The organism is Sinomonas terricola (assembly GCF_034931225.1).
GTDB lineage: Bacteria > Actinomycetota > Actinomycetes > Actinomycetales > Micrococcaceae > Sinomonas > Sinomonas terricola.
In genome coordinates this window covers 84,418-107,881 of record NZ_JAYGGQ010000006.1, presented here as the reverse complement: position 1 = coordinate 107,881, position 23,464 = coordinate 84,418, and the positions used below count along the sequence as shown (strand labels likewise).

At 67.5% G+C, this 23,464-nt stretch carries 21 protein-coding genes and 2 pseudogenes; 13 read left to right on the top strand and 10 right to left on the bottom strand.

Annotated elements, in window-relative coordinates; all coding sequences use genetic code 11:
- Nucleotides 1–21: 21 nt before the first annotated feature.
- Nucleotides 22–447 carry a hypothetical protein gene (locus tag SPF06_RS09890; protein ID WP_323278882.1) on the bottom strand — a complete coding sequence of 142 codons (426 nt, stop codon included), beginning with the start codon at nt 445–447 and terminating at the stop codon, nt 22–24.
- Between the two features lie 492 nt (nt 448–939).
- Here SPF06_RS09890 and SPF06_RS09885 point away from each other — a divergent pair, with 492 nt between their 5' ends.
- Entirely contained in the window at nt 940–3,273 is a 2,334-nt protein-coding gene (locus tag SPF06_RS09885; RefSeq protein ID WP_323278881.1) for a glycoside hydrolase family 3 N-terminal domain-containing protein, read from the top strand.
- On the opposite strand, the gene SPF06_RS09880 is transcribed toward SPF06_RS09885, so the two are convergent.
- The 6 genes and pseudogenes from SPF06_RS09880 to SPF06_RS09855 form a co-directional block, all read right to left on the bottom strand.
- Nucleotides 3,257–3,940: a hypothetical protein gene (locus tag SPF06_RS09880; RefSeq protein WP_323278880.1), complete on the bottom strand. Its 684-nt coding sequence runs from the start codon at nt 3,938–3,940 to the stop codon at nt 3,257–3,259. The genes SPF06_RS09885 and SPF06_RS09880 overlap by 17 nt on opposite strands.
- A 93-nt stretch (nt 3,941–4,033) precedes the next feature.
- Nucleotides 4,034–5,656, bottom strand: a complete 1,623-nt coding sequence (locus SPF06_RS09875; protein ID WP_323278879.1) for an ABC transporter substrate-binding protein — start codon at nt 5,654–5,656, stop codon at nt 4,034–4,036.
- 34 nt (nt 5,657–5,690) lie between these two features.
- The gene (locus SPF06_RS09870; protein ID WP_323278878.1) at nt 5,691–6,560 is read right to left on the bottom strand and encodes a carbohydrate ABC transporter permease; all 870 of its coding nucleotides are present in this window, start codon (nt 6,558–6,560) and stop codon (nt 5,691–5,693) included.
- Nucleotides 6,561–6,571: 11 nt separating this feature from the next.
- Nucleotides 6,572–7,552 (bottom strand): ABC transporter permease, encoded by a 981-nt coding sequence (locus SPF06_RS09865; protein ID WP_323278877.1) that lies wholly within the window; start codon nt 7,550–7,552, stop codon nt 6,572–6,574.
- 2 nt (nt 7,553–7,554) lie between these two features.
- Complete coding sequence (locus SPF06_RS09860; protein ID WP_323278992.1) at nt 7,555–7,764, bottom strand: Beta-galactosidase C-terminal domain; 210 nt, start codon at nt 7,762–7,764, stop codon at nt 7,555–7,557.
- 6 nt (nt 7,765–7,770) lie between these two features.
- Nucleotides 7,771–8,133 (bottom strand): annotated as a pseudogene (locus SPF06_RS09855) (beta-galactosidase); the annotation flags it as partial.
- 323 nt (nt 8,134–8,456) lie between these two features.
- Here SPF06_RS09855 and SPF06_RS09850 point away from each other — a divergent pair.
- Nucleotides 8,457–8,700, top strand: a pseudogene (locus tag SPF06_RS09850) (aldo/keto reductase); the annotation flags it as partial.
- A gap of 199 nt (nt 8,701–8,899) precedes the next feature.
- On the opposite strand, the gene SPF06_RS09845 reads toward SPF06_RS09850, so the two are convergent.
- On the bottom strand, nt 8,900–10,114 hold the full coding sequence (locus SPF06_RS09845) for an ROK family transcriptional regulator (protein WP_323278876.1): 1,215 nt from the start codon (nt 10,112–10,114) through the stop codon (nt 8,900–8,902).
- A gap of 147 nt (nt 10,115–10,261) precedes the next feature.
- Here SPF06_RS09845 and xylA point away from each other — a divergent pair, with 147 nt between their 5' ends.
- The 8 genes from xylA to SPF06_RS09805 all read left to right on the top strand — a co-directional run bounded on the left by xylA (nt 10,262) and on the right by SPF06_RS09805 (nt 18,995).
- On the top strand, nt 10,262–11,449 hold the full coding sequence (xylA, locus tag SPF06_RS09840; protein WP_323278875.1) for a xylose isomerase: 1,188 nt from the start codon (nt 10,262–10,264) through the stop codon (nt 11,447–11,449).
- Between the two features lie 60 nt (nt 11,450–11,509).
- Entirely contained in the window at nt 11,510–12,946 is a 1,437-nt protein-coding gene (locus SPF06_RS09835; RefSeq protein WP_323278874.1) for a xylulokinase, read from the top strand.
- Entirely contained in the window at nt 12,943–13,944 is a 1,002-nt protein-coding gene (locus SPF06_RS09830) for an SDR family oxidoreductase (RefSeq protein WP_323278873.1), read from the top strand. Before SPF06_RS09835 ends, SPF06_RS09830 begins: the two co-directional genes overlap by 4 nt.
- Nucleotides 13,945–13,971: 27 nt before the next feature.
- Entirely contained in the window at nt 13,972–15,219 is a 1,248-nt protein-coding gene (locus SPF06_RS09825; protein WP_323278871.1) for a D-arabinono-1,4-lactone oxidase, read from the top strand.
- Nucleotides 15,220–15,296: 77 nt separating this feature from the next.
- On the top strand, nt 15,297–15,731 hold the full coding sequence (locus tag SPF06_RS09820; protein WP_323278870.1) for an SRPBCC domain-containing protein: 435 nt from the start codon (nt 15,297–15,299) through the stop codon (nt 15,729–15,731).
- A 356-nt stretch (nt 15,732–16,087) separates the two neighbouring features.
- Nucleotides 16,088–17,374, top strand: coding sequence for an adenylosuccinate synthase (locus SPF06_RS09815; protein ID WP_323278869.1), 1,287 nt, complete (start codon nt 16,088–16,090; stop codon nt 17,372–17,374).
- Between the two features lie 173 nt (nt 17,375–17,547).
- Nucleotides 17,548–18,126, top strand: a complete 579-nt coding sequence (locus SPF06_RS09810; protein WP_323278868.1) for an RNA polymerase sigma factor — start codon at nt 17,548–17,550, stop codon at nt 18,124–18,126.
- Nucleotides 18,126–18,995, top strand: a complete 870-nt coding sequence (locus SPF06_RS09805; protein WP_323278867.1) for a hypothetical protein — start codon at nt 18,126–18,128, stop codon at nt 18,993–18,995. The genes SPF06_RS09810 and SPF06_RS09805 overlap by 1 nt, the downstream gene beginning before the upstream one ends.
- Here SPF06_RS09805 and SPF06_RS09800 read toward each other — a convergent pair.
- The gene (locus SPF06_RS09800; protein WP_323278866.1) at nt 18,992–19,756 is read right to left on the bottom strand and encodes a FadR/GntR family transcriptional regulator; all 765 of its coding nucleotides are present in this window, start codon (nt 19,754–19,756) and stop codon (nt 18,992–18,994) included. The genes SPF06_RS09805 and SPF06_RS09800 overlap by 4 nt on opposite strands.
- Nucleotides 19,757–19,980: 224 nt before the next feature.
- Between SPF06_RS09800 and SPF06_RS09795 the strand changes: the two genes are divergently transcribed.
- From SPF06_RS09795 to SPF06_RS09785, 3 genes are all read left to right on the top strand, one after another.
- Entirely contained in the window at nt 19,981–21,366 is a 1,386-nt protein-coding gene (locus SPF06_RS09795) for an MFS transporter (RefSeq protein ID WP_323278865.1), read from the top strand.
- A gap of 117 nt (nt 21,367–21,483) precedes the next feature.
- Nucleotides 21,484–21,921, top strand: a complete 438-nt coding sequence (locus SPF06_RS09790; protein ID WP_323278864.1) for a CoA-binding protein — start codon at nt 21,484–21,486, stop codon at nt 21,919–21,921.
- Nucleotides 21,922–21,990: 69 nt separating this feature from the next.
- Nucleotides 21,991–22,806 (top strand): polysaccharide deacetylase family protein, encoded by an 816-nt coding sequence (locus tag SPF06_RS09785; RefSeq protein ID WP_323278863.1) that lies wholly within the window; start codon nt 21,991–21,993, stop codon nt 22,804–22,806.
- A gap of 30 nt (nt 22,807–22,836) precedes the next feature.
- Here SPF06_RS09785 and SPF06_RS09780 read toward each other — a convergent pair whose 3' ends face one another.
- Nucleotides 22,837–23,451, bottom strand: coding sequence for a DUF1254 domain-containing protein (locus SPF06_RS09780; RefSeq protein WP_323278862.1), 615 nt, complete (start codon nt 23,449–23,451; stop codon nt 22,837–22,839).
- Nucleotides 23,452–23,464 lie beyond the last annotated feature (13 nt).

The window sequence follows — 23,464 nt, the reverse complement described above, 5'->3', positions numbered from 1 at the left end:
CTGCCACCGCGCTCCCATCCTCTAGCGTGACGATTCGCCCCTGTCCGGCTCGGCCTCGGAAACGTTCCACGTCTCGATGCGGCCGCACATGCCGTATTTTCGGCTCGAGGCTCTGCTTCCGATTGTAGTTTCGGCGGCAGATAGGAAGATACTTTCCGATTCCCGCAGGCTCTCCAGGTGGCGTTTGGTGGCCTCGGCCTGCACGACGGCGCCGCCCTCCACGAGTCTTTCCCATGCAGTCGCCTTCGCCGCAACGAGGTTGGCGGCCGCAGCGTGGAAGTCGTCCAGAGCGGATGGGCCATGCCGCAGCGTGGTTTCCTTGAGTCGAAGGTAGCCCTCGAGCGCGAGCAAGAAACGGCGGCGCCCCGCTTCTTCGGCAGCTGGCTCCCTGCGGTCTGGGTCAGCATGTGGCAGGGCCGCCGCCCGCCCGTAGGCGACGGGGTTCACGAGAAGCGGTATGCAGATGGGGTGTGCCGCCGCGAGCCCCGTCACGGCCGAGCCAGCCGTAGACGCTGACCCGCGAGACGGCTGTAGCGCCGGGGAACGTCGTGCTCGGTTTCACGAGCGTGGGCCCCACTCCGCCAAGGCGTCCTTGGCCGCCGTCGCGCGTGATGCCCCCATTGTCCGCGTGCACGCGGGCGATGCCTCCCGTGCCGACGATGGCAACTGTGTAGGTCCGAATGCTTCAACGCCTTTGTTCAGATTACCGGAAAGTTTCTTAACCGAATCTGCCGAATTGGCTCCCACTCCTGCGAGGCCTTCGGCCGCTGGCTTCCAGCATTATCGGATCTTATCGGGGAAAGTCAACGAAAGTCTTGCCTAGAAAGTTCACGATCAGTTCTGATAGTTTCTAAGAAACTTCTGCCCCTCCACCTCGGGCGAGCCCCCTATGTTGGGCCAGCCCCTCCACGTTGGGAGAAACCAGTGACTAGTGACGCGATGACTACGAACGCATCCCTATCGGAGGCGACAGACGACGTCGTCGAGCGCCTTGTCCGGGAGATGACGTTCGAGGAGAAGCTCGCCCAGCTCGTGGGCGTGTGGGTCAATGCGTCGACGGACGGCAACGACGTCGCTCCCTTGCAGAGCCAGCTCGTCGGGGAGGCGCGGACCTGGGAGGAGATCGTCGCCCACGGGCTGGGGCAGATCACCAGGATGTATGGCACGAAGCCCCTCGAGCCCGAGGCCGGGGCCCGCGCGCTGGCAGCAGCGCAGCGGCAGATCACTGCGGCCTCCCGATTCGGCATCCCCGCGCAAGTGCATGAGGAGTGCCTCGCCGGTCTTGCCGCCTGGAAGGCGACGGCGTTCCCAGTCCCCTTGGCGTGGGGGGCGAGCTTCAACCCTGAGATCGTGCGTCGCATGGCCGGACGCATCGGGTCCACAATGCGTTCGCTCGGCGTGCACCAGGGCCTCGCTCCGGTGCTCGACGTCGTGCGGGACCTCCGCTGGGGGCGCGTCGAGGAGACCATCGGCGAGGACCCGTACCTCGTGGGAACCATCGGGGCGGCGTACGTTCAGGGCCTTGAGGCGGCCGGCATCGTGGCGACCCTCAAGCACTTCGTGGGCTACTCCGCCTCGAGGGCCGGCCGCAATCACGCTCCGGTCTCGATGGGGCAGCGGGAACTCGCCGATGTCATGCTGCCTCCTTTCGAGATGGCCCTGCGCCGCGGTGGCGCGCGGTCCGTGATGCACGCGTACACCGAGATCGATGGTGTTCCCTCGGCCGCCAACACGGCCCTCCTGACTTCGCTGCTTCGGGACGCGTGGGGCTTCGACGGCACCGTGGTGGCCGACTACTTCGGCATCGCGTTCCTGCACCTGACCCACCGTGTCGCGGGCGGCCCCGCGGCAGCAGCCGGCCTCGCGCTCCGGGCGGGAGTCGACGTCGAACTCCCCACGGTGAACTGCTACGGCGAGCCGCTCCGGCAGGCCGTGCTCGACGGGAGCGTGCCCGAGGAACTCGTGGACCGAGCACTGCGGCGCGTGCTGACCCAAAAGCAACAGCTCGGACTGCTCGACCCGACCTTCGATCCGGAGCCGCCTTGCTTGCGGGGCAACCCGATCGAACTGGATCCCGTCGAGAACCGCGCCCTCGCGCGTGAGCTGGCAGCGCAGTCGCTCGTCCTGCTCAAGAACGGCCCGCGCGGGGAGGCGCCAGTCCTCCCGCTGACCGGGCACGGGACCGTGGGGATCGTCGGCCCTCTCGCAGTCGACTCCTTCGCCATGCTCGGCTGCTATTCGTTCGACGCCCATGTGGGCGCTACCCACCCCGACGTGCCCCTGGGCGTCCGCATCCCCACCGTGGGCGGCGTCGCCGTCGAACGCCTAGGCCAGGCGCGTACTGTGCCCACCGGGACCTGCGAGCAGATTGACGACGACGAAATCGACCAGGCCTGCGCCGTCGCTCGTTCTGTGGACACCTGTGTCGTGGTGGTCGGCGACACGGCGGGGCTGTTCGGCCGCGGCACGTCCGGCGAGGGCAACGATGCCGCGGACCTCACGCTCCCGGGGCGGCAGCAGCAACTTCTCGACGCGGTGCTCGCCGCAGCCAAGGATGCGGGCAGCGCCACGGTTGTCGTGGTCCTGAGCGGTCGGCCCTACGCCCTCGGCGCCGTGGAAGGCCAGGCCGACGCCATCATCCAAGGATTCTTCCCGGGCGAGGAGGGCGCCGAGGCACTCTGGGACGTGCTTCTGGGTCAGGCCAACCCCTCGGGCCGCCTCCCGGTCTCGATTCCGCGCTCCTCCGGCGGACAGCCTGGCACCTACCTCCACACCCAACTCGCGGGGAAGACCGGGGTCAGCGCCCTCGACCCGACGCCGCTCTATCCGTTCGGGCACGGCCTCGGGTACAGCCGCTTCGAGTTCGGGGACCATGCGTGCAGCGCAGCGGCCATCTCGACATCGGGTGCGGCTACCGTCGCCCTGACGGTCACGAATGCAGGGCCGTTCGACGGGGCCGAAGTCGTCCAGCTCTACGCGGAGATGCCTGTCGCCGAAGTGACGCGACCGCTTCGCGAGCTGATCGGCTATGCGCGGGTGGAACTCGCGGTCGGGGAGTCGTCTCGCGTGGAGTTCGCGGTCCATGCGGATCGGTTCTCGTTCACGGGCCTCGATCTTGCGAGGGTTGTCGTTCCCGGCGAGGTGCGGCTGCATATGGCGCGGTCGAGCGACGTTTCCGAACATATCCACACGCTCACCGTGGAGGGGCCGCGGCGCCAGGTGGGCATAGAACGAGAGCTTCTGACGGCGGTGCGGGTCACGCGGCGACCGTGAACCGCTCCTCGACGAGGCTCAGGACGGGGCGGGAGATCGCCGTCACCACGCATACAAGCGGGCCGCTCAGGAACGGTAGGAGGAAGACGGTCGTCTGGGTCAGCACCCAGGCCGAAAGAACGACGACGGCGGCGATCGCCAGCGAGGCGCGCTTCCTCGCACCCAAGCACCAGAAGGCGAGCCGCACAGCGTCCCGCGTCCGGAAGCGGAACCGGGACACGATCATGAGGGCGTTGATCGCCGTCGTGCAGACGAGCACCGAGAACAGGACGAGTCCCGCGCGCAGGGGTGACTGAAGCTGCGGAGACAGGTCTCCGAGGTGGAGTAGGTTGACGCCAGCCATCGTCAGGAGCCCGAGGAACGGAAGCCATACCGCTGTCGCGTCTGCGGCACTCGACCTCAGCGCCCGGAGGAAGTCTCTGCTCACCGATCTGCTCGTCCCCGCCAGCAGGCGCCGGTACGCGGAGGCCCCGGCCACGACAGCCGGTCCGACGGGGATCGCCGTGAGCGCCAGCCAGAGCATGCCGCCGGGTGCCGACAGGAATAGGGGTGAGAGGACAAGCGGCAGATTGGCCGCGACGAGTAGGAAGCCGCACACGGCAGTGCCATAGATCCTCGCGGCTGCCGTGAAAAGTGGCCCTGATCCGAATTCGTGAGTGCGTGCCATGAGAGGACTTCCTGAGAGAGCCATGGGAGCGGACAGGGGAAGGGGGCGTGGTGGCCGGGAAGGTCCCGGCCGCCACGCCCGCTGGCTGCTGATTCAGCTGTGCGACTTGGCGTAGTCGGAATAGGCCTTGTTCGCCAGATCCTCGTACTTTGAGAGGCCCTTGGCTTGGAGTTCCGAGACGAAGGCGGAGAATTCGTCGAGACTGCGCTGGCCAGTGATGAACTTGAGGGCGTTCTGGCTGGCCGTGTCTTTGAGCGGCGTCAGGGTGAGTGTGGCCTGTTCGCGGTCCGCGTCGCTGTAGGGGATGGGTGGAGCGGTCGCTGTGGGGGTCTTCGACTTCATGTTCCGTTGGAACGTCAGCTCCTCGTCGCTCATCATCGACTGGAGCAGTTCGGTGGTCCCGCCGTAGGCGAAGTTGCCCTGGGAGAAGCCGTAGTCCACGCGGAGGTCTTTCGTGCCCTTGGGGTTGAGCCCGAGGTAGTTGATTCCCGGCTCGAGCGTCCGCTTCCCGTCCGCGCCCTTTTCATAGGTGGTTCCCTTGACGCCCCATTTGCTGAATTCGAGCCCCTCGTCGCTGTAGAAGAGCCAGTCGATGAATTGGATGAGCGCGACGAAATCGTCGTTCTTTGCAACGGAGGCGTTGAGCATGATGCCGTTCTCGAGCCGAGAGCCGCCGATGACGTTGCCGGCGGGGCCGCCGGGCACCGTGATCTTGGAGATGGCGAATTTACCCGTCCCGAGGGACTGGTTCATGGACTGGCGGTAGGTGACGATCGTCTGCGAATTCGTGCTGATGACGAAGGACTTCCCTGACACGAATTTCTGGACCGCCTGGTCGTCTGACTGCGTGAAGCTCTCCTTGTCCATGAGTCCCTCGGAAACGAGTGAATGGAAGTACTCGAGGAGGGCCTTGAAGTTGTCCGATGCCGGCCCGAACCGGAATTTCTTGCCGCTCTGGTCGAATACGAGTCCGTTGACCAGACCCCAGCCCGCCACCGTCCCGAAGGCGGTCGCGGCGATGTTGAGGATGCTGTTGCCATTGAACCGGTCCGAGAACGGGATCGAGTTCGGGTAGGCCTGCTTAAGCTGGCGCAGCATGTCCCGGAAGCCGTCCCACGTGGTGGGGACCGTAATGCCGTGCTGGTCCAGGATGTCCTTCCGGACGGCCACGGTGTAGTCCGGCCAGAGCTCCTCGTGCAGGCCGGGCAGGACGTAGTACTTCCCGTCCTGTTGGCGCAGGCCTTCGATCTCCGGCTCGAGCTTCCACTTCTTCACCTTGTCCTGGAAGTTCGGCATGAGGTTGACGTAGTCGCTGACTGGGAGGACGGCGCCGGACGATACGTACGGCGTCTCCTGGCCTGGGTAGGTCTTCGCGATGATCTGCGGCGCGTTGCCGGAGCTCAGGAGGAGGCTCCGCTTCTGCTCGAAGTCGCTCAAGGGAACGATGGTCGGGTTGAGCGTGACATTGGTCATTGAGGTCAGCTTCTGCCAGAACATCCAGTCCTTCTTGTAGGCGTAGGCCGGATTGTCGTTGAACAGGAAGGTGTAGTTCAAAGGCGTCGTCGCCTTGAATGTGGTTCCGAGGCCGAAGCCGTCCATGGCGCCAGCGCGTGCTTTGGCCGTGTCGACGGCGCTGCCCGCGGGGGCGCATCCAGCGAGGGCGGCCCCGAAGGCAGCCAGGGAGACGAGGCCGAGAAAATCGCGGCGGCGGATCATGGTTGTTCCTTACGCTAGGTGTACGGACAGAGTGCTATTCCTTGACGGACCCGAGCATGACGCCCGAGACGAAGTGCTTTTGGACGAATGGATAGATGCAGAGGACGGGCAGGACCGTCAGGACGATCGTCACGGACTGGATATTGGAGGCGATTTGGCTGGCGTCCGTCGCGGAGGCACCCGTGGAGGTTGCCGTGGTAACGCCCGCGATCATGTTGCGCAGGTAGATGGTCACCGGGAAAAGGTCGGGCCTGTCGAGATACAGGAAGGCAGAGAACCAGGAATTCCAGCTGGCGACGGCGTAGAAGAGCACCATGGTGGCGACAATGGCCTTGCTCAGCGGAAGGACAATTCGGAACAGCACGCCGTACTGGGTCAGGCCGTCGATGGCCGCGGCCTCTTCGAGCTCACGCGGCATGTTCTCGAAGAATGACTTCATGATGAGCAGGTTGAAGACGCTGAGGGCGTTCGGCAGGACGATCGCCCAGATCGTGTCCCGCATTCCCAGAGACGTGATGAGCACGTAGTTGGGAATGAGGCCGCCGTTGAAGAACATCGTGAACACGGCGAGGCCGATGAACAGCTTCCTGCCCTTGAGGTCACGCTTGGCGATCGCGTAGGCGAAGGTCGTCGTGAGCACGATGGAGATCGCCGTGGCGACGACCGTGTAGAGCACGGTATTCGCATAATTCCGCCAGAATGACGCGTCCCCGAGGATGACCTTGTAGGTATCCACGTTGAACCCGCGGGGAACGAGATTGACCTGCCCGGAATTGATGTAGCCCTCGCTCGAGAACGACTGCGCAATGATGTTGAGGAACGGGTACAGCGTCAGGAACACGACGGCGCAGAGGAACAGGATGTTGAAAACCTGGAAAGCCCTGGCCCCGCGGGATTCTTTCACCGCGGTCCCCTTCACCACAGGCTCGTTCCGGCAAGGCGCCGCGAGAGCGCATTGGCAGACAGCACGAGCGTCACGCCGATGACCGACTCGAAGATGCCGATCGCGGCCGCATAGCTGAAATTGCTCGACTCGAGACCCACCCGGTACAGGTACGTGCTGATCACATCAGAGGTGGCGTAGTTCAGCGGGTTGTAGATGAGGAGGATCTTCTCGAAGCCGACGGCCATGAAGGTCCCGATGTTGAGGATGAGCAGCGTGATGATCGTGGGTCGGATCGCGGGGAGGGTTACGTGCCAGGTCTGCTGCCAGCGATTGGCGCCGTCGATCCGGGCGGCCTCGTAGAGCGACTCGTCCACGCGCGTGAGGGCCGCGAGATACAGGATGGCGCCCCACCCCATGGTCTGCCAAACCTCGGAGCTCACATACATCGGCCGAAACCAGTTGGCGTCCTGGGTGAAGTTGACAGACGTGCCGAAGACGGCATCGACAAGCTGGTTGACGGTGCCGTTGAGCGAGAAGATCTGCAGGATCATGCCGGCGATGATCACGACCGACATGAAGTGCGGGAGGTACGCGGCGGTCTGCGCGAACTTCTTGAAACGCTGGGATTTCACTTCGTTGAGCAGCAGCGCGAAGATGATCGGCATGGGGAAAGTGAAGACGAGCGTCACGATTCCCAGGACGATAGTGTTCTGAAATGCCGCCCAGAAGCTGGGGTCATTGATGAACAGCTGGAAGTACTGGAGGCCCACCCACGTGTCGCCGAAGACGCTCCCGCCCGGCCGGAACCTGCGAAACGCGATGATGTTTCCGATCATCGGCAGGTAGCGGAAGACGAGGAAATATACGAGCGGAAGCAGGATGAGCGTGTAGAGGCGCCAATCGCGCTTGAATGCCGCGCGCCATGTCAGGCGGGGCCTCCGCGGCTTCTCGGGCCGAGTGGTCGGTTTCGCGGCTGGGGCTGCGGTGGGCGTATCGAGCTTGAGCGCCATTGTCAGGCCTCCTCGAATGCGCGCTCGACGACGAGCACCCCGCAAGCAGGGAGTTCCACGCGACCGTGCACTGCCGACCCGGCCAGAACGTCCGTCCCGCTGGAGGGAACGTCGACGGAGGCCGGGGCGTCGTTGTGGTTCAGCAGCAGGAGGGAGTCCTTGCCTCGCCCGCTCCGCTGCCTGACTTGGACGCCCCGCGGCGCCTCGAGCAGAGGGGCTACGCCGCCATCGGCGAGCTCCGGGAGGATGTCTGGGTGCTGTTGGACGAGCCACGCCGGCGGGACGGCGTCCGGGATAGCGAGGTCGACGCCGATGCCGTGCTCGTCGAGGATGCCCATGACACCGTCCAGCCAGCCGAAGTCGTAGATTCCGTCCGCCACCTCCAGCCGACTCCACGCGAAGACCGCAAGGGTGACCATGTTCACGCCCGCCTCCTGCATGAGCCGGGCGTCCTTGAGCCACACGTCCCGCGGCCATTGTTCGGGGTTGTAGTCACCGCCGTAGGCGATTCCTCCGAGTCGTCTGTGGAGGAGCTCGAGGCGGTGTTCCGCCGCGGGCTGCTCCTGTGGATCGTCGGTCATCTTCGTCCTTCGTTCGGGGAGCGCCTCGGCCGGAGCCATGCGACGCGGATCACATGGCAAGGAAAGTATCGTAACGTTTAGGCAAGATCAATAGCTCGCCGACCACAACTTTCGACGTGCTTGGATGCTGCGGATTGATTCGCGCTGCTGAGAATTTGGGCCGATGTCTGGAACTATCCGCTGTCAATCGGTCTGAGCCACGGATAGAAAGTTTCCGAAATATTTTGGCGATCGCAGTCGCAGAACCTTGGAATGTTCCGTCTCATCGGCCTCGGCTCCTATAGTCGGAAACCATGGAAGAGCGTGTGCTCGGCCGGACCGGCCGGAAGGTGTCCGCCTTCGACGTGGGCGAGACGTTCTCGGGCGTGGACTTCGAGCGGGGGCTCGACGCCGTGGCCGAGTTCCAGGAACTGGTGCCGGAGGGGCTGACGACAGCGCAGGCGGCTCTGGCGTGGATCATCTCCCAATCCGGGGTCACGACGGTGATCCCTCGGGCCTGAGTTCGACGCCGGGGTGCGGCGGATCCACGACACGTTCTTCCGCGGGGCCATTCACCCGCGCTGGTAGCGCCCTAACGCGTTCCTTCCTGCTCAGATAGGCCCTGGAACGGCCGGAAACGCCGAGGTGTGCAGGCGCGCGGCCTAGGTGTCCCGCGTTCCTACGCGAGCAGGAAGGGACGCATCCGGGGGTCAGGGCTCGGCCCGCAATCGTTGCCGAGCCACTCGCTCAACAGGATCCACAAGCCATTGAGGCGTCCCCAGGACGGTCAACCGAGCAGTTCGTACGGCGCCGCCAGCGCCCTCCGCAGTGCCGCGCCTGCCGCGCCCCGGAGGGCCGCCGTCGTTTCGAGCTCCGAGAAGGCCACGCCACCTTCGGGCACAAGTCCCGGGGCGAAGCCGTCGAGGCTGCTCGTGAGGGCCGGCCCGATCCACTGCCGCAGCACAGCGAAATGCCCGCCGAGCACGACCGCGGAGAGGTCCACGAGGCGCGCTGCGGAGACGACGGCGATGCCGAGATAGTGCCCCGCACGTTCGACGGCGGTCACCGCCTGGGCGTCCCCAGCCTCCAGGGCGGCCTGCAGCGAGGCCATGCGCGCCGCCGTCGTGCTTCCGCCGTCGGTGATCCCCGCGGCGGCGAGGATTGCCTCTTGCCCCGCCACGGTTTCAAGGCAGCCTCGGCCGCCGCAGCTGCACCGGCGGCCGCCGGGCTCGACGACGACATGCCCCACCTCGCCGGCGTAGCCCCGCGGCCCGGAGAACAGCTCGGACCCGATCACGAGCCCGCCACCCACGCCGACCTCGCCGGAGATGAACAGGTAGTTCCTGAAGAAGGCCCCATGGCCATACCAGAGCTCGGCGAGGGCGGCGCTGTTGGCTTCGTTAGAGAGGACGACGCCGAAGGGAACCTCGGGTGCGAGGGTCTCGAGGACTGCGGACACGTCGGTGTCGTGCCACCTGAGGTTCGGCGCAGTGAGCACGATTCCGCGAGCAGGGTCGACGAGGCCGGGGACCGCGAGGCCACCGCCGAGGAGCGTCAGCCCCGACGCCGTGGCGGCGTCTACGCACCGGTGTGCGAGGGCGGACAGCTCGGCGAGCACGTCCTCCGGGCGTCGGCCATGGTTCACGGCTTCGGCGACCTCGTGGCTGCGCAGGGTCCCGTGCAGGTCGACGACTCCGACCGCGAGATAGTCCACGTTGATCTCGGCGCCGAGCGCTCCGCGCCGGGCATCGAGCGCGAGCCCGACGCCGGGTCGGCCGCGCTCGCCGTCGCGCGTGACGCCGAGTTCCTCGACGAGGCCCGTTTCCAGCAGCTCGGCGACGAGGCTCGAGACCGAAGCCTTCGTGAGGCCAGTGGCGGCGGCGATGTCCGCGCGCGTCACGCGCGTGTTCGGGCCGATGTTGGCCAGGACAAGCGCGAGGTTCCGGCGGCGCACGTCGCCCACGCGGCCCGGGGCCGTGCTCGCCGCTCCTTGCTCGCGCACGCTGGCTCCTCCTGCTTCGTGTCTGGCGACCCTCGCCGTCGTCCGGCGATTCCGGAAGACCATTGACCAAGTTCACCACGACCCATATAGTTCAGAACACATACTAATTCGTCTTCCCCTCGGAACCTAGCCCAATGAGGTGCTCACATGACTCTGACCCCCACTCCTGCGGACAAGTTCACCTTCGGCCTCTGGACCGTCGGCTGGACCGGCAACGACCCGTTCGGCGTCCCGACCCGGGCCGCCCTCGATCCCGTCGAGGCCGTGCACAGGCTTTCTGAGCTCGGCGCGTACGGCCTGACGTTCCACGACAACGATCTCGTGCCGTTCGGCGCCTCGGCGAGTGAGCGCGAGCTCATCCTCAAGCGCTTCCGCGCCGCGCTCGAGGAGACGGGCCTCAAGGTCCCGATGGTCACCACGAACCTGTTCAGCCACCCGGTCTTCAAGGACGGCGGCTTCACGTCCAACGACCGCTCCGTGCGCCGCTTCGGCCTCGCGAAGGTCCTGCGCAACATCGACCTCGCCGCCGAGCTCGGCGCCGAGACGTTCGTCATGTGGGGCGGCCGCGAGGGCTCCGAGTACGACGGCTCGAAGGACCTCAACGCCGCGCTGGACCGCTACCGCGAGGGCGTCGACACCGCCGCCGCGTACATCAAGGAGAAGGGCTACGGCCTTCGGATCGCGCTCGAGCCCAAGCCGAACGAGCCCCGCGGCGACATCCTCCTCCCGACGGTCGGCCACGGCCTCGCGTTCATCGCGCAGCTCGAGCACGGCGACATCGTGGGGCTCAACCCCGAGACGGGCCACGAGCAGATGGCCGGGCTGAACTTCACGCACGGCATCGCGCAGGCGCTGTGGGCGGGCAAGCTCTTCCACATCGACCTCAACGGCCAGCGCGGCATCAAGTACGACCAGGACCTCGTCTTCGGCCACGGCGACCTCACGAGCGCGTTCTTCACCGTGGACCTGCTCGAGAACGGCTTCCCGGGCGGCGGCCCCCGCTACGAGGGCCCGCGCCACTTCGACTACAAGCCCTCCCGCACCGACGGGTACGACGGCGTGTGGGCGTCTGCAGCCGCGAACATGCGCATGTACCTGCTCCTCAAGGAGCGCGCGGCGGCCTTCCGCGCCGACGCCGAGGTTCAGGAGGCCCTGCGCACCTCGGGCGTGTACGAGCTGTCCGAGCCGACGCTCGCCGCGGGGGAGACGACGGCGGAGCTGCTCGCCGATGCGTCCGCGTTCGAGGCGTTCGACGCCGACAAGGCCGCCGAGCGCTCCTTCGCGTTCATCCGCCTCAACCAGCTGGCCATCGAGCACCTGCTCGGCGCACGCTGACTTTGCTAACCCGCCCGCCCGCTCTAACCCACCGCGCTTAGCCCGCCAAGAGGAACTGACATGCCGCTCGTTGCCGGAGTCGACAGCTCCACCCAGTCCTGCAAGGTCGTGATCCGCGACGCCGAGACCGGGGCGCTCGTCCGTTCGGGCTCGTCCCGCCACCCGGAGGGCACCGAAGTGCACCCGAACGCGTGGTGGGACGCGCTCCAGGCCGCGATCGCGGCGGCGGGCGGGCTGGATGACGTCGCCGCGATCTCCGTCGCGGGCCAGCAGCACGGCATGGTCTGCCTCGACGCGGACGGGGAGGTGGTCCGGCCGGCGCTCCTGTGGAACGACACGCGCTCGGCAGGCGCCGCCGTCGCCCTTATCAAGGAGTCGGGCGACGGCGATGCTGCCGCCGGCGCCCGCTGGTGGGCCGAGGCGACCGGGACCGTCCCGGTCGCCTCGATCACCGCGACCAAGCTGCGGTGGCTCGCCGAGAGCGAGCCAGAGAACGCGGCGCGGACGGCAGCCGTGTGCCTCCCGCACGACTGGCTCTCGTGGCGCCTCGCGGGGCACGGGCCAAGCGGCAGCGGACTCCGCGCAGCGCTCGATTCTTTGGTCACGGACCGCTCCGACGCGTCCGGCACGGGATACTTCTCGCCCGCCACGGGCGAGTATCTGCCGGACGTTCTCGAGCGGACCCTCGGCCACGTGCCGATCCTGCCGCGCGTCGTCGGCCCGCTCGAGACGGCCGGTTCAACCCCCGCCGGTGCCTTGATCGGCCCCGGCGCCGGCGACAACGCCGGGGCCGGCCTCGGCGTCGGCGCCTCAGTGGGCGACGTCGTCGTCTCGATCGGCACCTCGGGGACGGTCTTCGCGGTCGCCGACCGGCCGACGTCGGACGCCTCCGGCCTCGTCGCGGGCTTCGCCGACGCGACCGGCCACTACCTCCCGCTCGCGTGCACGCTCAACGCGTCGCGCGTCCTCGACGCGACGGCAGCGCTGCTCGGGGTGTCGCTGCCCGAGCTCACGGACCTGGCGCTCTCGGCACCAGTCGGGGCAGATGGCCTCACGCTCGTCCCGTACTTCGAGGGTGAGCGCACGCCGAATCTGCCCGACGCGACGGGCTCCCTGCACGGCCTCACACTGCGGAACTTCACGCCCGCGAACCTCGCGCGGGCCGCCGTCGAGGGCATCGTGTGCTCGCTCGCGGACGGCCTCGCGGCGCTCACCGCGCAGGGCGTCGTGGCGGAGCGAATCATCCTGGTCGGCGGCGGCGCGCGCTCGGAGGCCGTCCAGGAGGCGGCCGCCGCGATCTTCGGGTTGCCCGTGCTCGTGCCGGAGCCGGGGGAGTACGTGGCCGACGGCGCCGCGCGCCAAGCGGCGGGCATCCTCTTGGGCGCGTTGCCCGAGTGGGAGACTGCGGGTACGACGACGGTCACCGCTGAGGCGGCGCCCAGCGTGCTCGAGCGCTACCGCAGCGAAGCATCGGCGAAAGGCAGGTCAGGCTCGTGAGTTCACTCCGGGTCCTCTTCATCGGAGGCAGCGGCACCATCAGCTCGGCGTGCGCGCGCCTCGCCGTCGAGCGGGGCATCGAGCTCACGGTGCTCAACCGCGGCACGGCGAGGCATGAAGTTCCCGCCGAGGCCGAGCAGCTCGTGGCCGACATCCGCGAGCCGGGCTCGGTGCGCGAGGCGTTGGCCGGCCGGGAGTTCGACGCCGTGGTCGATTGGGTGGCGTTCACCCCCGATCACGTGCGGACGGACCTCGAGCTATTCGAGGGACGCACCGGCCAGTACGTGTTCATCAGCTCCGCCTCGGCCTACCAGACCCCGCCGGCTCGGCTCCCCATCCGCGAATCGACGCCCCTGCGCAACCCGTACTGGAAGTACAGCCAGGACAAGATCGCCTGCGAGGACGTCCTCACTGAGGCCTACCGGGACCGCGGCTTCCCCGCAACGATCATCCGGCCTTCGCACACCTACGACAGGACTCGGCCTCCGTTCAACGGTGGCTGGACGGTCGTCGAGAGGATGCGGCGCGGCAAGGAGATCGTGGTGCATGGCGATGGCTCCTCGCTGTGGACGCTGACCCACCACGAGGATTTCGCCCGCGGCTTCGTCCCTCTGCTGGGGCATTCCCGGACGCTCGGGGAGGCCTTCAACATCACGTCCGACGACGTCCTGACGTGGGATCAGATTGCCCATATCCTCGCCCGTGCCGCCGGCGTGGAGGCCCGGATCGTCCATGTGCCCTCGGATGCCATCGCGGCGGCCGACCCCGAATGGGGCGCCTCGCTCCTGGGCGACAAGACCCATTCCGCAGTCTTCGACAACTCGAAGCTGCGCAGCGTGGTGCCGGATTTCGTGGCGAGCATTCCCTACGAGCAGGGCGCGCGGGAGATCGTCGCCTGGCATGATGAGGACCCGGCGCGTCGGACTGTCGACGCGCGCCATGACCGGCTCTTGGACGAGCTCGTCGAGCGATTCCGTGTCGTCACGACCGCTTCCTGACCGCAACCGACTTTCGAAAGCGAGACAATGAAGAACTGGGCTGGAAACCTCGAATACTCGGCGGCTTCGCTCGTGCGGCCGGGGTCGGTTGAGGAGCTCGCGGAGCTCGTCGCCGGCGCGGAACGCGTGAAGGCGTTGGGGTCGCGGCACTGCTTCAACGACGTCGCGGACACGGACGGCGTGCAGGTCGTGCTGGACGGGCTGCCGGGCGGTGTCGAGGTGGACTCGGCCCGGCGGATCGCGCGAGTGGCCGGCGGGCTCACCTACGGCGACCTCGGCCGCGCGCTCGAGGCCCAGGGCTGGGCGCTTCACAACCTGGCCTCCCTTCCGCACATCTCGGTGGCAGGCGCCGTGCAGACTGGCACGCACGGCTCAGGGATCTCGAGCCCTGCGCTGGCTTCGGCCGTGAAGGCCGTCGAGTTTGTCCGCGCGTCGGGCGAGCTCGAGCGGCTCGAGGAGGGCGACGGCGACGAGTTCCTCGGGAGCGTCGTGGGCCTCGGCGCGCTGGGGATCGTGACGGCGCTCGAGCTCGCGATCGAGCCGAGCTATGCGGTGCGGCAGCAGGTGTTCGAGCGGCTTCCGTGGGAGACGGTGCTCGCCGATTATGACGCCGTTGCCGGCGATGGGTACAGCGTCTCGCTCTTCACGGATTACTTGGGCGACGCGGTTCCACAGGTGTGGCGCAAGGTGCGGGTCAGCGCGGAGGCCGGCCCCGCGCCGTCGTCGTTCTTCGGGGCCGTGCCCGCAAGCCGGCAGCGGCACCCGCTGCCAGACATGGACGCCCAGAACTGCACGCAGCAGCTCGACGTTCCCGGACCGTGGCTCGACCGGCTCCCGCACTTCCGCCACGAATTCACGCCCAGCGCGGGCGACGAACTCCAGACCGAGTATCTGCTCCCGCGCGCCCGCGCCGCCGAGGCCCTGCAGGCCGTGCGGGGCCTCGCCGTCAAGCTCGCGCCGCTCCTGTTCGTGTCCGAAGTCCGGACGGTCGCGGCGGACCAGTTCTGGCTCAGCCCTTCCTATCGGCAGGACAGCATCGCGCTGCACTTCACGTGGCGGCCGCTGCAGGCACCGGTCGAGGCGTTCTTGCCCGAGCTCGAGTCCGCGCTCGCCCCGTTCGACGCCCGGCCGCACTGGGGGAAGCTCTTCGCGGTGCCCGCCGTCGAGCTCGCGGCACTGTATCCGCGCTTCGAGGACTTCCGCGAGCTCGTCGCGAAGCGTGACCCCGAGCGCAAGTTCGGCAATGCGTACCTCGACCGGGTGCTCGGGGCGTAGCGCCCGCGGAGGTCTTCCTTCCCGCACCGTTGGCTTGCCCTGCCTGCAGGGGTACGTTGTGGCCCGAGGAGGATGGCATGACCAACATCGTGAGGGATGCCGTGGCGTCAACGACCGTCGCGGCAACGCGTGAGTCTGTGTGGGAGGCGTTGACCACGCCAGAGCAGATCAAGAAGTACCTCTTCGGCTCCGACGTCCAGTCCACGTGGGAGGTGGGAGGCCCGATCACCTTTGCCGGCGAATGGCAGGGAAAGCAGTATCAGGACCATGGCGTAATCCTCGATGCCGAGCCGCCGGGGCTTCTTCGGATCAGCCACTACAGTCCGCTCAGCGGCAAGCCGGATATCCCGGAGAACTACCACACGGTCGAGTACCGGATCGAGCAAGAGGGTGATGCATCGAAAGTGACCATCACCCAGGGCAACAACAGCAACGAGGCAGAAGTGACTGAGTCCGAAAAGACTTGGCAGTTGGTCCTCGCCAATTTGAAGGATTTGCTGGAAACCGAGTGAACCGCTGAAAGGGCGGACGACGGCGGAAGGCGACTTCCGCCGTCGTCGGCCATTTGGGGCTCGGGCTATCTCTCGACTGGGTGGGCCGGTTAGCGTGGAGCCTCGTTGTTCACGGCCGGCGTCGCGGGGCCTGGCAGTGCAACGAAATGCACCTGCGGGAGCCGACAGGGCAACACATCCCGCCCTTCGGTAGACTTGGGTCGCAAGAGCCCCGGCACTCTTGCCGTGCAGCTGTTCCGATTCCCCGACGAGAGTCTGGGATCCGATACACGGAGGCGGCCGCGCGAGAGAGGCGGGGCTTTCCCATGTAAGCCGTCGGCCAGCCGGGCCGGAGGCGGTAGCCGGGGGAGGAACCCATGCCAGCAATCGTGATCGTCGGAGCCCAGTGGGGCGATGAGGGCAAGGGCAAGGCGACGGACCTGCTTGGCGGCCGCGTGGACTATGTGGTCAAGCCGAACGGCGGCAACAATGCCGGGCACACCGTCGTCGTAGGCGGCCAGAAGTACGAGCTCAAGCTCCTTCCCGCCGGCATCCTGAGCCCCAACGCGATCCCGATCATCGGCAACGGCTGCGTCGTGAACCTCGAGGCGCTCTTCGAGGAGGTCGACGGGCTCGAGGCCCGCGGCGGCGACACGTCGCGCCTGCGCGTCTCCGCGAACGCCCACCTCGTGGCCCCGTACCACCAGACGCTCGACAAGGTGACGGAGCGCTTCCTCGGCAAGCGCGCGATCGGCACGACCGGCCGCGGCATCGGCCCCGCGTACATGGACAAGGTCGCGCGCCTCGGCATCCGCGTCCAGGACGTCTTCGACGAGTCGATCCTGCGCCAGAAGGTCGAGGGCTCGCTGCGCCAGAAGAACGAGCTCCTCGTCAAGATCTACAATCGCCGTGCCGTGAGCGTCGACGAGACCGTGGACTATTTCCTGAGCTTCGCGGAGCGCCTGCGGCCGCTCGTGATCGACTCGACGTACGAGCTCAACAGGGCGCTCGACGACGGCAAGGTCGTCCTCATGGAGGGCGGCCAGGCGACGTTCCTCGACGTCGACCACGGAACCTACCCGTTTGTGACGTCCTCGAACCCGACGGCGGGCGGCGCGTCCGTGGGCTCCGGCATCGGCCCGACGCGCATCTCGCGGTCGATCGGCATCATCAAGGCCTACACGACGCGCGTCGGCGCGGGCCCGTTCCCGACAGAGCTGTTCGACGAGATGGGCGCCTACCTCCAGAAGACCGGCGGCGAGTTCGGCGTCAACACGGGGCGCCCACGCCGCTGCGGCTGGTACGACTCGGTCCTCGCGCGCCACGCGTCCCGCGTGAACGGCTTCACGGACTACTTCCTCACGAAGCTCGACGTCCTCACCGGCATCGAGAAGATCCCCGTGTGCGTCGCGTACGACGTCGACGGCGTCCGGCACGACGAGATGCCCATGACGCAGACCGAGTTCCACCACGCGAAGCCGATCTTCGAGTACTTCGACGGCTGGGCCGAGGACATCACGGGCGCCACGACGCTCGACGAGCTCCCCGCCAACGCCCGCGACTATGTCCTCGCCCTCGAGAAGCTCTCCGGGACTCGGTTCTCGGCGATCGGCGTGGGCCCGGACCGCGAGCAGACAATCGTGGTCCGCGACCTCATCGAATGACGAAAAGAAAAACTTCCGCCACCGCGTAACCTTTCGGGATCCTCGCGCGATGACGTGAGTGAAGCCGGGCTGGAATCTGTCCCCCATCATGTTCCAGCCCGGCTTCGCCTATGTCTCGGCCCGAGAGTGCCCCCGCGACGCGAGCGGGAGAGTGCCCTTACACTGGGACAGCTATGGGGAAGACTCGACGGAGCGGGGGAGACGTGCGGGAAGCGCTCACGGACGAAGACCTCGTGCCCGGAGCGCATCCGGAGTCCGAGCTCTTCGCCCGTATCTACAGCGCCCTCGCCCCGGCCGTTCTCGGATACTTCACTGCTCGCGGGGTCGATGATCCGGAGGCCCTCATGCAGGACGTGTTCTTGAGCGTCCTTCCGCGCGTCGGCGGGATCACCGGCGGCGTCGCCGGGCTCCGCACCTTCGTCTTCTCGGTCGCCCACGCGCGCGCCGTCGACTACTACCGCCGGATCGAACGCCGTCCGCGCAACGTCGACTACGACCCGCTCCTGGACACGCGCGCCGTCCCCTCTGCCGAGGCCGAAGCCCTCGTGCGCAACGGCCAGACGGACGCGCACCTCCTCATCGAGGCGCTCAAGCCCGAGCAGCGGGACGTGCTCATGCTCCGCATCGTGGGCGAACTGAGCGTCGAGGATGTCGCGACGGTCCTCGGCAAGACGCCGGGCGCCGTCAAACAGCTTCAGCGGCGAGGCCTCAAGGCCTTGCGCGAATTGGTCTCGGAAGGGGTGATGGCATAGTGAGCAGCGAATCGACACGGGATGCGGTCGCAAGCTTCCTCGCCGAGGCCGGGATGGCGCACGACGACGCCCTGGGCCGTGCGCTCGAATCCCTCCGCGGGCTGTGCCCGCCCGAGGCTCCCGCGCCGACTGGCCTCCTCGCCGAGCTCCTCGCCCCAGGCCAGGGCGACGCGCCCCGCCTGGTGGCCTCAACTCGGGCGGCGCACCGCGCGGCCGACGAAGCGCTCGGCAAGCTCACCGGCTCGGCGGATGCCGTCGTCGTCCGCTTCGCCCCCCGCAAGCGGCACCGCGGGGCGATGATCAGCGCCGTCGTGGTGGCGGGCGTCGGGCTGAGCGCCTCGGGCGTCGCCGCGCAGGGCGGCATCGACTACGTGACCGGGACTCCTCGGGCCGACTCGCACGCGGCGAGCGCGCCCGCCTCTCCCGCGGCGGCGCAGGCCCAGCCCGTGGCCGGCGAGGCGCGGACGACGGCGGGCGGCGGCACGGGCGGGCAGCCCGCCGCCATCGAGCCCGTCTCCTTCGTGGCTCCGGCCCTCCAGGTGCGAACCGCCGCGCCGAGCCGTGACGCGGCGCCCTCGGCGGGCAGTCGCGCGGCGCACAGCGCGCGGCACGACGAGCCGCACGGTTCGGGGCATCACGAGGCCGAGGTAGTCCTGGCACCCGCCGAGCTCGCGCTGCAGGGGTCGGCCGCTCAGCCAACCACGGTCGATGCGAATGTCGAGGGCATCGTCGAGGCGACGCTCCCGAGGGTGGACCTCGCGAGCGTCGATGCCGCCCTCGTGCGCCCGCTTCTGACGGGGCGCCACGCGGCGACGACGTCGCAGGGCCCCCGCACGCCCACGGCGAAGTCCGGGGGCAAGCACCGCTAGGCCGGGCGACCCTCGGCGGGCACCTCGAAGCTCGCGAAGAGCTCGCTCACCTCGGACATGGTCCGGGTCATGATGGCGCGCATCGCGCTGTGCGCTTCATCGGGGCTCGAGCGCTGGATCGCCGCAGCCACGTCCATATGCAGCTGGAGGGCATCCGGGTGGGGACGCGCGGGCATGAGCCCGAGGTGGGTGCGCCCGGACAGGACTTCGGCGACGAGGGGGTGCAGCGCTGCGAACATCTCGTTGCCGGAGGCGGCGAGGATGAAGCGGTGGAATTCGATGTCCACGCGGAGGAAGCGCTCCGGGTTCGTCTCCTGGCCCGCGGCCCAGAGCTCCCCTGCGAGGTCGAGCAGCTCTGCGGTCTGGCCCGCGACGGAGCGGATCGCGGCGAGGCGCGCCGCTTCGGGCTCGACGGCGCTGCGCAGCTCGGTGAGGGACTTGAGCTGGGCGAATCTCTTCGACGAGGCGAGCCGCCAGCGGATCACCTGGGGGTCGTAGACGTTCCATTCGCTTGCGGGGAGGATCTGGATTCCGAGCCGCCGGCGCGGGGCGACGAGCCCCATCGAGGCGAGCACCCGCACGGCCTCGCGCACCACCGAGCGGGAGACGGCGTAGCGTTCCTCGAGCGACTCGATCTGGATGACGGCCCCGGCGCGCAGCGTCCCCTCGGCGATGGCCGATCCGACTTCCTCGAGCAGCTTCGCATGGAGTCCGGTCGGGTGGGGAGCGCCCGTCGCGGAGAGCGGGGCTGCGTGCGCCATGACGACTCCTGAGGATCGGCGGTGACCGGGGGTCTTTACATCATAGCTGTTGCACTCGCGAAGGTTTTAGGTATGATCTAAACCTCACATGGGGGAATGAGAACAGATTTAACCCACCATCTTGGAGTGACTATGGCGTCAACCCACCCCGCCTCGCTGGCAGGTGCCGCGCACGCCGGCTCTCCGCGAGAAAGGCCATGATGGATCAGGCGACTATCAGGCGATTGTCCGACCAAGCGACCGACGTCCTGCTCAACAGGAACGGAACAGCATCCAGCCGCCGCGGCGGCTGGATGATGATCGCGACCATCCTCATCGAAGCTTGGGACCTCTATGCCCTCTCCTTCGTGCTCGTGTTCATCAAGGCCGAGTACAAGCCGACCGATTTCGAGCTCGGGTTCCTCACCGCCGGTGTTCAGGGCGGGGCGCTGATCGGGGCGATCCTCGGCGGCTACATCGCGGACAGGCTGGGGCGCAAACGGGTCTTCGTCCTGACGATGATCCTGTTCATCGCCCTGGCCCTGGCCCAGGGCTTCTCGCACAGCGTGTGGGACCTGATCATCATGCGCATCCTCATCGGCATTCCGCTCGGCTCTGACATCTCCAACGGCTACGCGTACATCATGGAGTCGATGTCCAAGGGCGCCCGGGAGAAGATGGGTTCCCGCTGGCAGGGCATGTTCGGCATCGGCGAGGTCATCTCGATCGTCATCATCACGATCATGTACGCCACCGGCATCGACCACGCGATCCTCTGGCGCGTCGCGCTGGCCATCGGGGCGCTGCCGGCGGTGTTCCTTCTCCTGGCCCGCCTCGACCTGCCCGAGACCCCGCTCTACCTCATCCAGCGCGGGAAGTTCGTCAAGGCCAAGGAAGTCTCGCTCAAGCTCTTCAACGAGCCCCTGGACATGCTCCCGAACCAGGACGTGCACATCGACAAGGCCAAGGTCGGGGACTTCCTCAAGGTCATCTGGGCCGACCCGATCAAGCGCAAGGCCTCGATCTTCGCCTGGATCTCCAATGCGTGCCAGGGCGCCGAGTTCACCGCGTTCGGCTTCTACCTCCCGGTCATCCTGATCACCGCCGGGGTCGGCGTCGCGTCCAACGCGAACCTGACGGGCACCAACGTCGTCACCGCCGCGATCTACGTCCTCGCGACCATCTCGGGCTTCCTCGCCCCGGCCATGATTGCCAAGACCGGGCACAGGGGCGTCGCGATGTGGGGTTATGGCCTCGCGTTCGTCGGGCTCGTCGCGGGCGCGTTCGCGCTCGGGAACAACATCCAGTGGCTCATCGTCCTCGCCGCGGCCGTGCTCATGTGGGGCCACTACTGGGATGCCTCCAACGGCATGACGATCGCGTCGATGGTCGCCCCGGCTCGGTTCAAGGCCACCGCCTCCGGCTTCGGCTATATCTTCGTCAAGGGGGCCTCGTTCTTCGGCGCGTTCGTCTTCCCGATCATGACCAAGAGCTGGGGCCCAGTGGGCGCGACCCTCGCGGTCTCGGTCCTGTCCCTTATCGGCTTCCTCTCGGCCAAGTTCCTCCTCCCCGAGGTGTACGGCTACGTCGAGAAGGAAGCAGCTCCTGAGCCCTCGAAGCTCGGCGCCTGACTCAGCGCTCGCGGCGCCGGTTCTCCCGTGGCGGAACGCTATCGCGTTCCCTCAGGGCGGAACCGGCGCCGCGGCTTTCCTCCCGGTGACGGCAGCTCTGCGGCGTAGAGTGGGGATATGGGACACGTCAACGATCCCGAGGTCATCGAGCGCCTCATGGAGACCCCCGGCCGCTGGGCGATCGTCGGGCTGAGCCAGAACCAGTGGAGGTCCGCGTACTCGGTCGCCGAGTTCATCCGCGACGAGCTCGGGCAGCAGATCATCCCCGTCAATCCGCGGGGCGAGGATGTCCACGGCGAGAAGGGCTACGCGACGCTCGCCGACATCCCGGCGGAGCTGCACCCGATCGACGTCGTCGACTGCTTCGTCAACTCCCAGCGGGTCGGCGACGTCGTCGACCAGGCGATCGCGGTGGGCGCCAAGGCCGTGTGGCTCCAGCTCGGAGTGATCGACGAAGCCGCTGCCGAACGCGCGAAGGCGGCCGGTCTCGACGTCGTCATGAACGCCTGCCCCGCACAGGAAGACTGGCGACGCGCCCGGGCACGTCGCAATTGACTTGTTTTCCGCTCGTTAATGTGCTGGGCCTACGATTGAGCTGATCAGCCCCGCCGTTGACAGGACTACATGTCAGATTTCGATCGCCTCGCTCCGACGCGTCGTGCCGCGTTGGGGCTGCTGGGTGCCGCCGCCGTCGCAGGGACTCTCGCCTCGTGCTCGCAGCCGGGCACGGGCGCCCCGACGGCGGACGCGCCGGTGACGGCGGAGACGGTCGCCGAGGCGCCGGAGGTCCCCGCGGCGCCGGAGACCCCCGCGGTGCCGACGTTCGCGCGAGACTTCCAGGTCCCGCCGATCCAGGGCGGGCTCGTGCCGGTCATCACGCGGGTCACGACCAAGAATCCGATTGTCTTCCTGACGATCGACGACGGCGTGACAAAGAAGCCGGAGGCGATCGAGCTTCTCAGGAAGTACGGCTACCCCGTGACGATGTTCCTGACGAAGAACTTCGTGCAGGAGGATCCCGAGTACTTCAGGCAGCTCATGCGCGACGGCGACTTCGTCGAGAACCATACCGTGAGCCACGACGTGAGCATGTCGACGAAGTCGTACCCATATCAGCTCGCGGAGATCAAGGGAATGCAAGAGTTCGCCCAGGCGACCTTCGGACGCCGTCCCACGCTCTTCCGCCCGCCCGGCGGCGCCTACTCCGCGACGATGCGCAAGGCCTGCGCGGACGCGGGCCTCCGCGCGATCATCGACTGGGAGACGAAGGCGAACGCCGGCCACATGGACTACCAGTATGGGAACTCGCTGCGGCCCGGCGACATCGTGCTCATGCACTTCCGCCCCGAGTTCGCCGCGGACCTCGCGGCCTTCCGTGCCGCGCACCTCGCGGCGGGCCTCACGGTCGTGAACCTCGAGCACTTCCTCGGGGTCGAGTAGCGTCCCCGCCGGGATTCTCGATCGAAGAGGCTACCCGCGGAGCGGGCTGAGCTGTATTTGCTGGGCGAGCCCGCAGGCGGCGGGAAGATCGGCCTCGCTTGCGACGAACACGCGGCCGACGACGAGCACGGAATGGCTGGGCGATGAAATCTGGGTCATGCCGTCCGGAATCGCTCCCGTCCAGCCGGGCCCGGTCAGGACGTAGTCGCCGGCCTCGGTTCCCGTGGTGCGCTTGCCGACGTAGGCGAAATTGGCGCTCGTCGAAGGATCGGTGAGCTGCACGCTGTAATACCGGCCCGCCGTGTCGGGCACGTGCAGGATTTGAGGCGCCTCCCTCAGGTCGAGCCAGCCGCCGATGTAGAGCAGATCGTCCGTTCCGGTCGCCATGAGACTCGCGCGCGACGCGGACGGAGACGGGGTGCCGGGCGCGGCGTACAGCGTGTTGACGGGGACCGGGCCGCCGCCGAGCCCGTGCTTGAGAATGGCCCTCTTGTAGCCCCCGACCGTAAGTCGCGGCCAGAAGTAGATGAAAGCCGGCGTGCCGATCACCCACACGATGCCCGCCGCCACGGCGAGAGGAATGATTTCGCTCCATCCGCGTGAAAGTCGCTGATAGATGACCCACGCGAAAATCACAAGGATCACAGCGGTGATGGGA

Excerpts from the sequence above, each read along its gene's own strand:
- SPF06_RS09885 (WP_323278881.1), top strand. The coding sequence starts at position 940 with ATGACTACGAACGCATCCCTATCGGAGGCGACAGACGACGTCGTCGAG.
- SPF06_RS09880 (WP_323278880.1), bottom strand. The coding sequence starts at position 3,940 with ATGGCACGCACTCACGAATTCGGATCAGGGCCACTTTTCACGGCAGCC.
- SPF06_RS09875 (WP_323278879.1), bottom strand. The coding sequence starts at position 5,656 with ATGATCCGCCGCCGCGATTTTCTCGGCCTCGTCTCCCTGGCTGCCTTC.
- SPF06_RS09865 (WP_323278877.1), bottom strand. The coding sequence starts at position 7,552 with ATGGCGCTCAAGCTCGATACGCCCACCGCAGCCCCAGCCGCGAAACCG.
- xylA (WP_323278875.1), top strand. The coding sequence starts at position 10,262 with ATGACTCTGACCCCCACTCCTGCGGACAAGTTCACCTTCGGCCTCTGG.
- SPF06_RS09835 (WP_323278874.1), top strand. The coding sequence starts at position 11,510 with ATGCCGCTCGTTGCCGGAGTCGACAGCTCCACCCAGTCCTGCAAGGTC.
- SPF06_RS09825 (WP_323278871.1), top strand. The coding sequence starts at position 13,972 with ATGAAGAACTGGGCTGGAAACCTCGAATACTCGGCGGCTTCGCTCGTG.
- SPF06_RS09820 (WP_323278870.1), top strand. The coding sequence starts at position 15,297 with ATGACCAACATCGTGAGGGATGCCGTGGCGTCAACGACCGTCGCGGCA.
- SPF06_RS09815 (WP_323278869.1), top strand. The coding sequence starts at position 16,088 with ATGCCAGCAATCGTGATCGTCGGAGCCCAGTGGGGCGATGAGGGCAAG.
- SPF06_RS09810 (WP_323278868.1), top strand. The coding sequence starts at position 17,548 with ATGGGGAAGACTCGACGGAGCGGGGGAGACGTGCGGGAAGCGCTCACG.
- SPF06_RS09800 (WP_323278866.1), bottom strand. The coding sequence starts at position 19,756 with ATGGCGCACGCAGCCCCGCTCTCCGCGACGGGCGCTCCCCACCCGACC.
- SPF06_RS09790 (WP_323278864.1), top strand. The coding sequence starts at position 21,484 with ATGGGACACGTCAACGATCCCGAGGTCATCGAGCGCCTCATGGAGACC.
- SPF06_RS09785 (WP_323278863.1), top strand. The coding sequence starts at position 21,991 with ATGTCAGATTTCGATCGCCTCGCTCCGACGCGTCGTGCCGCGTTGGGG.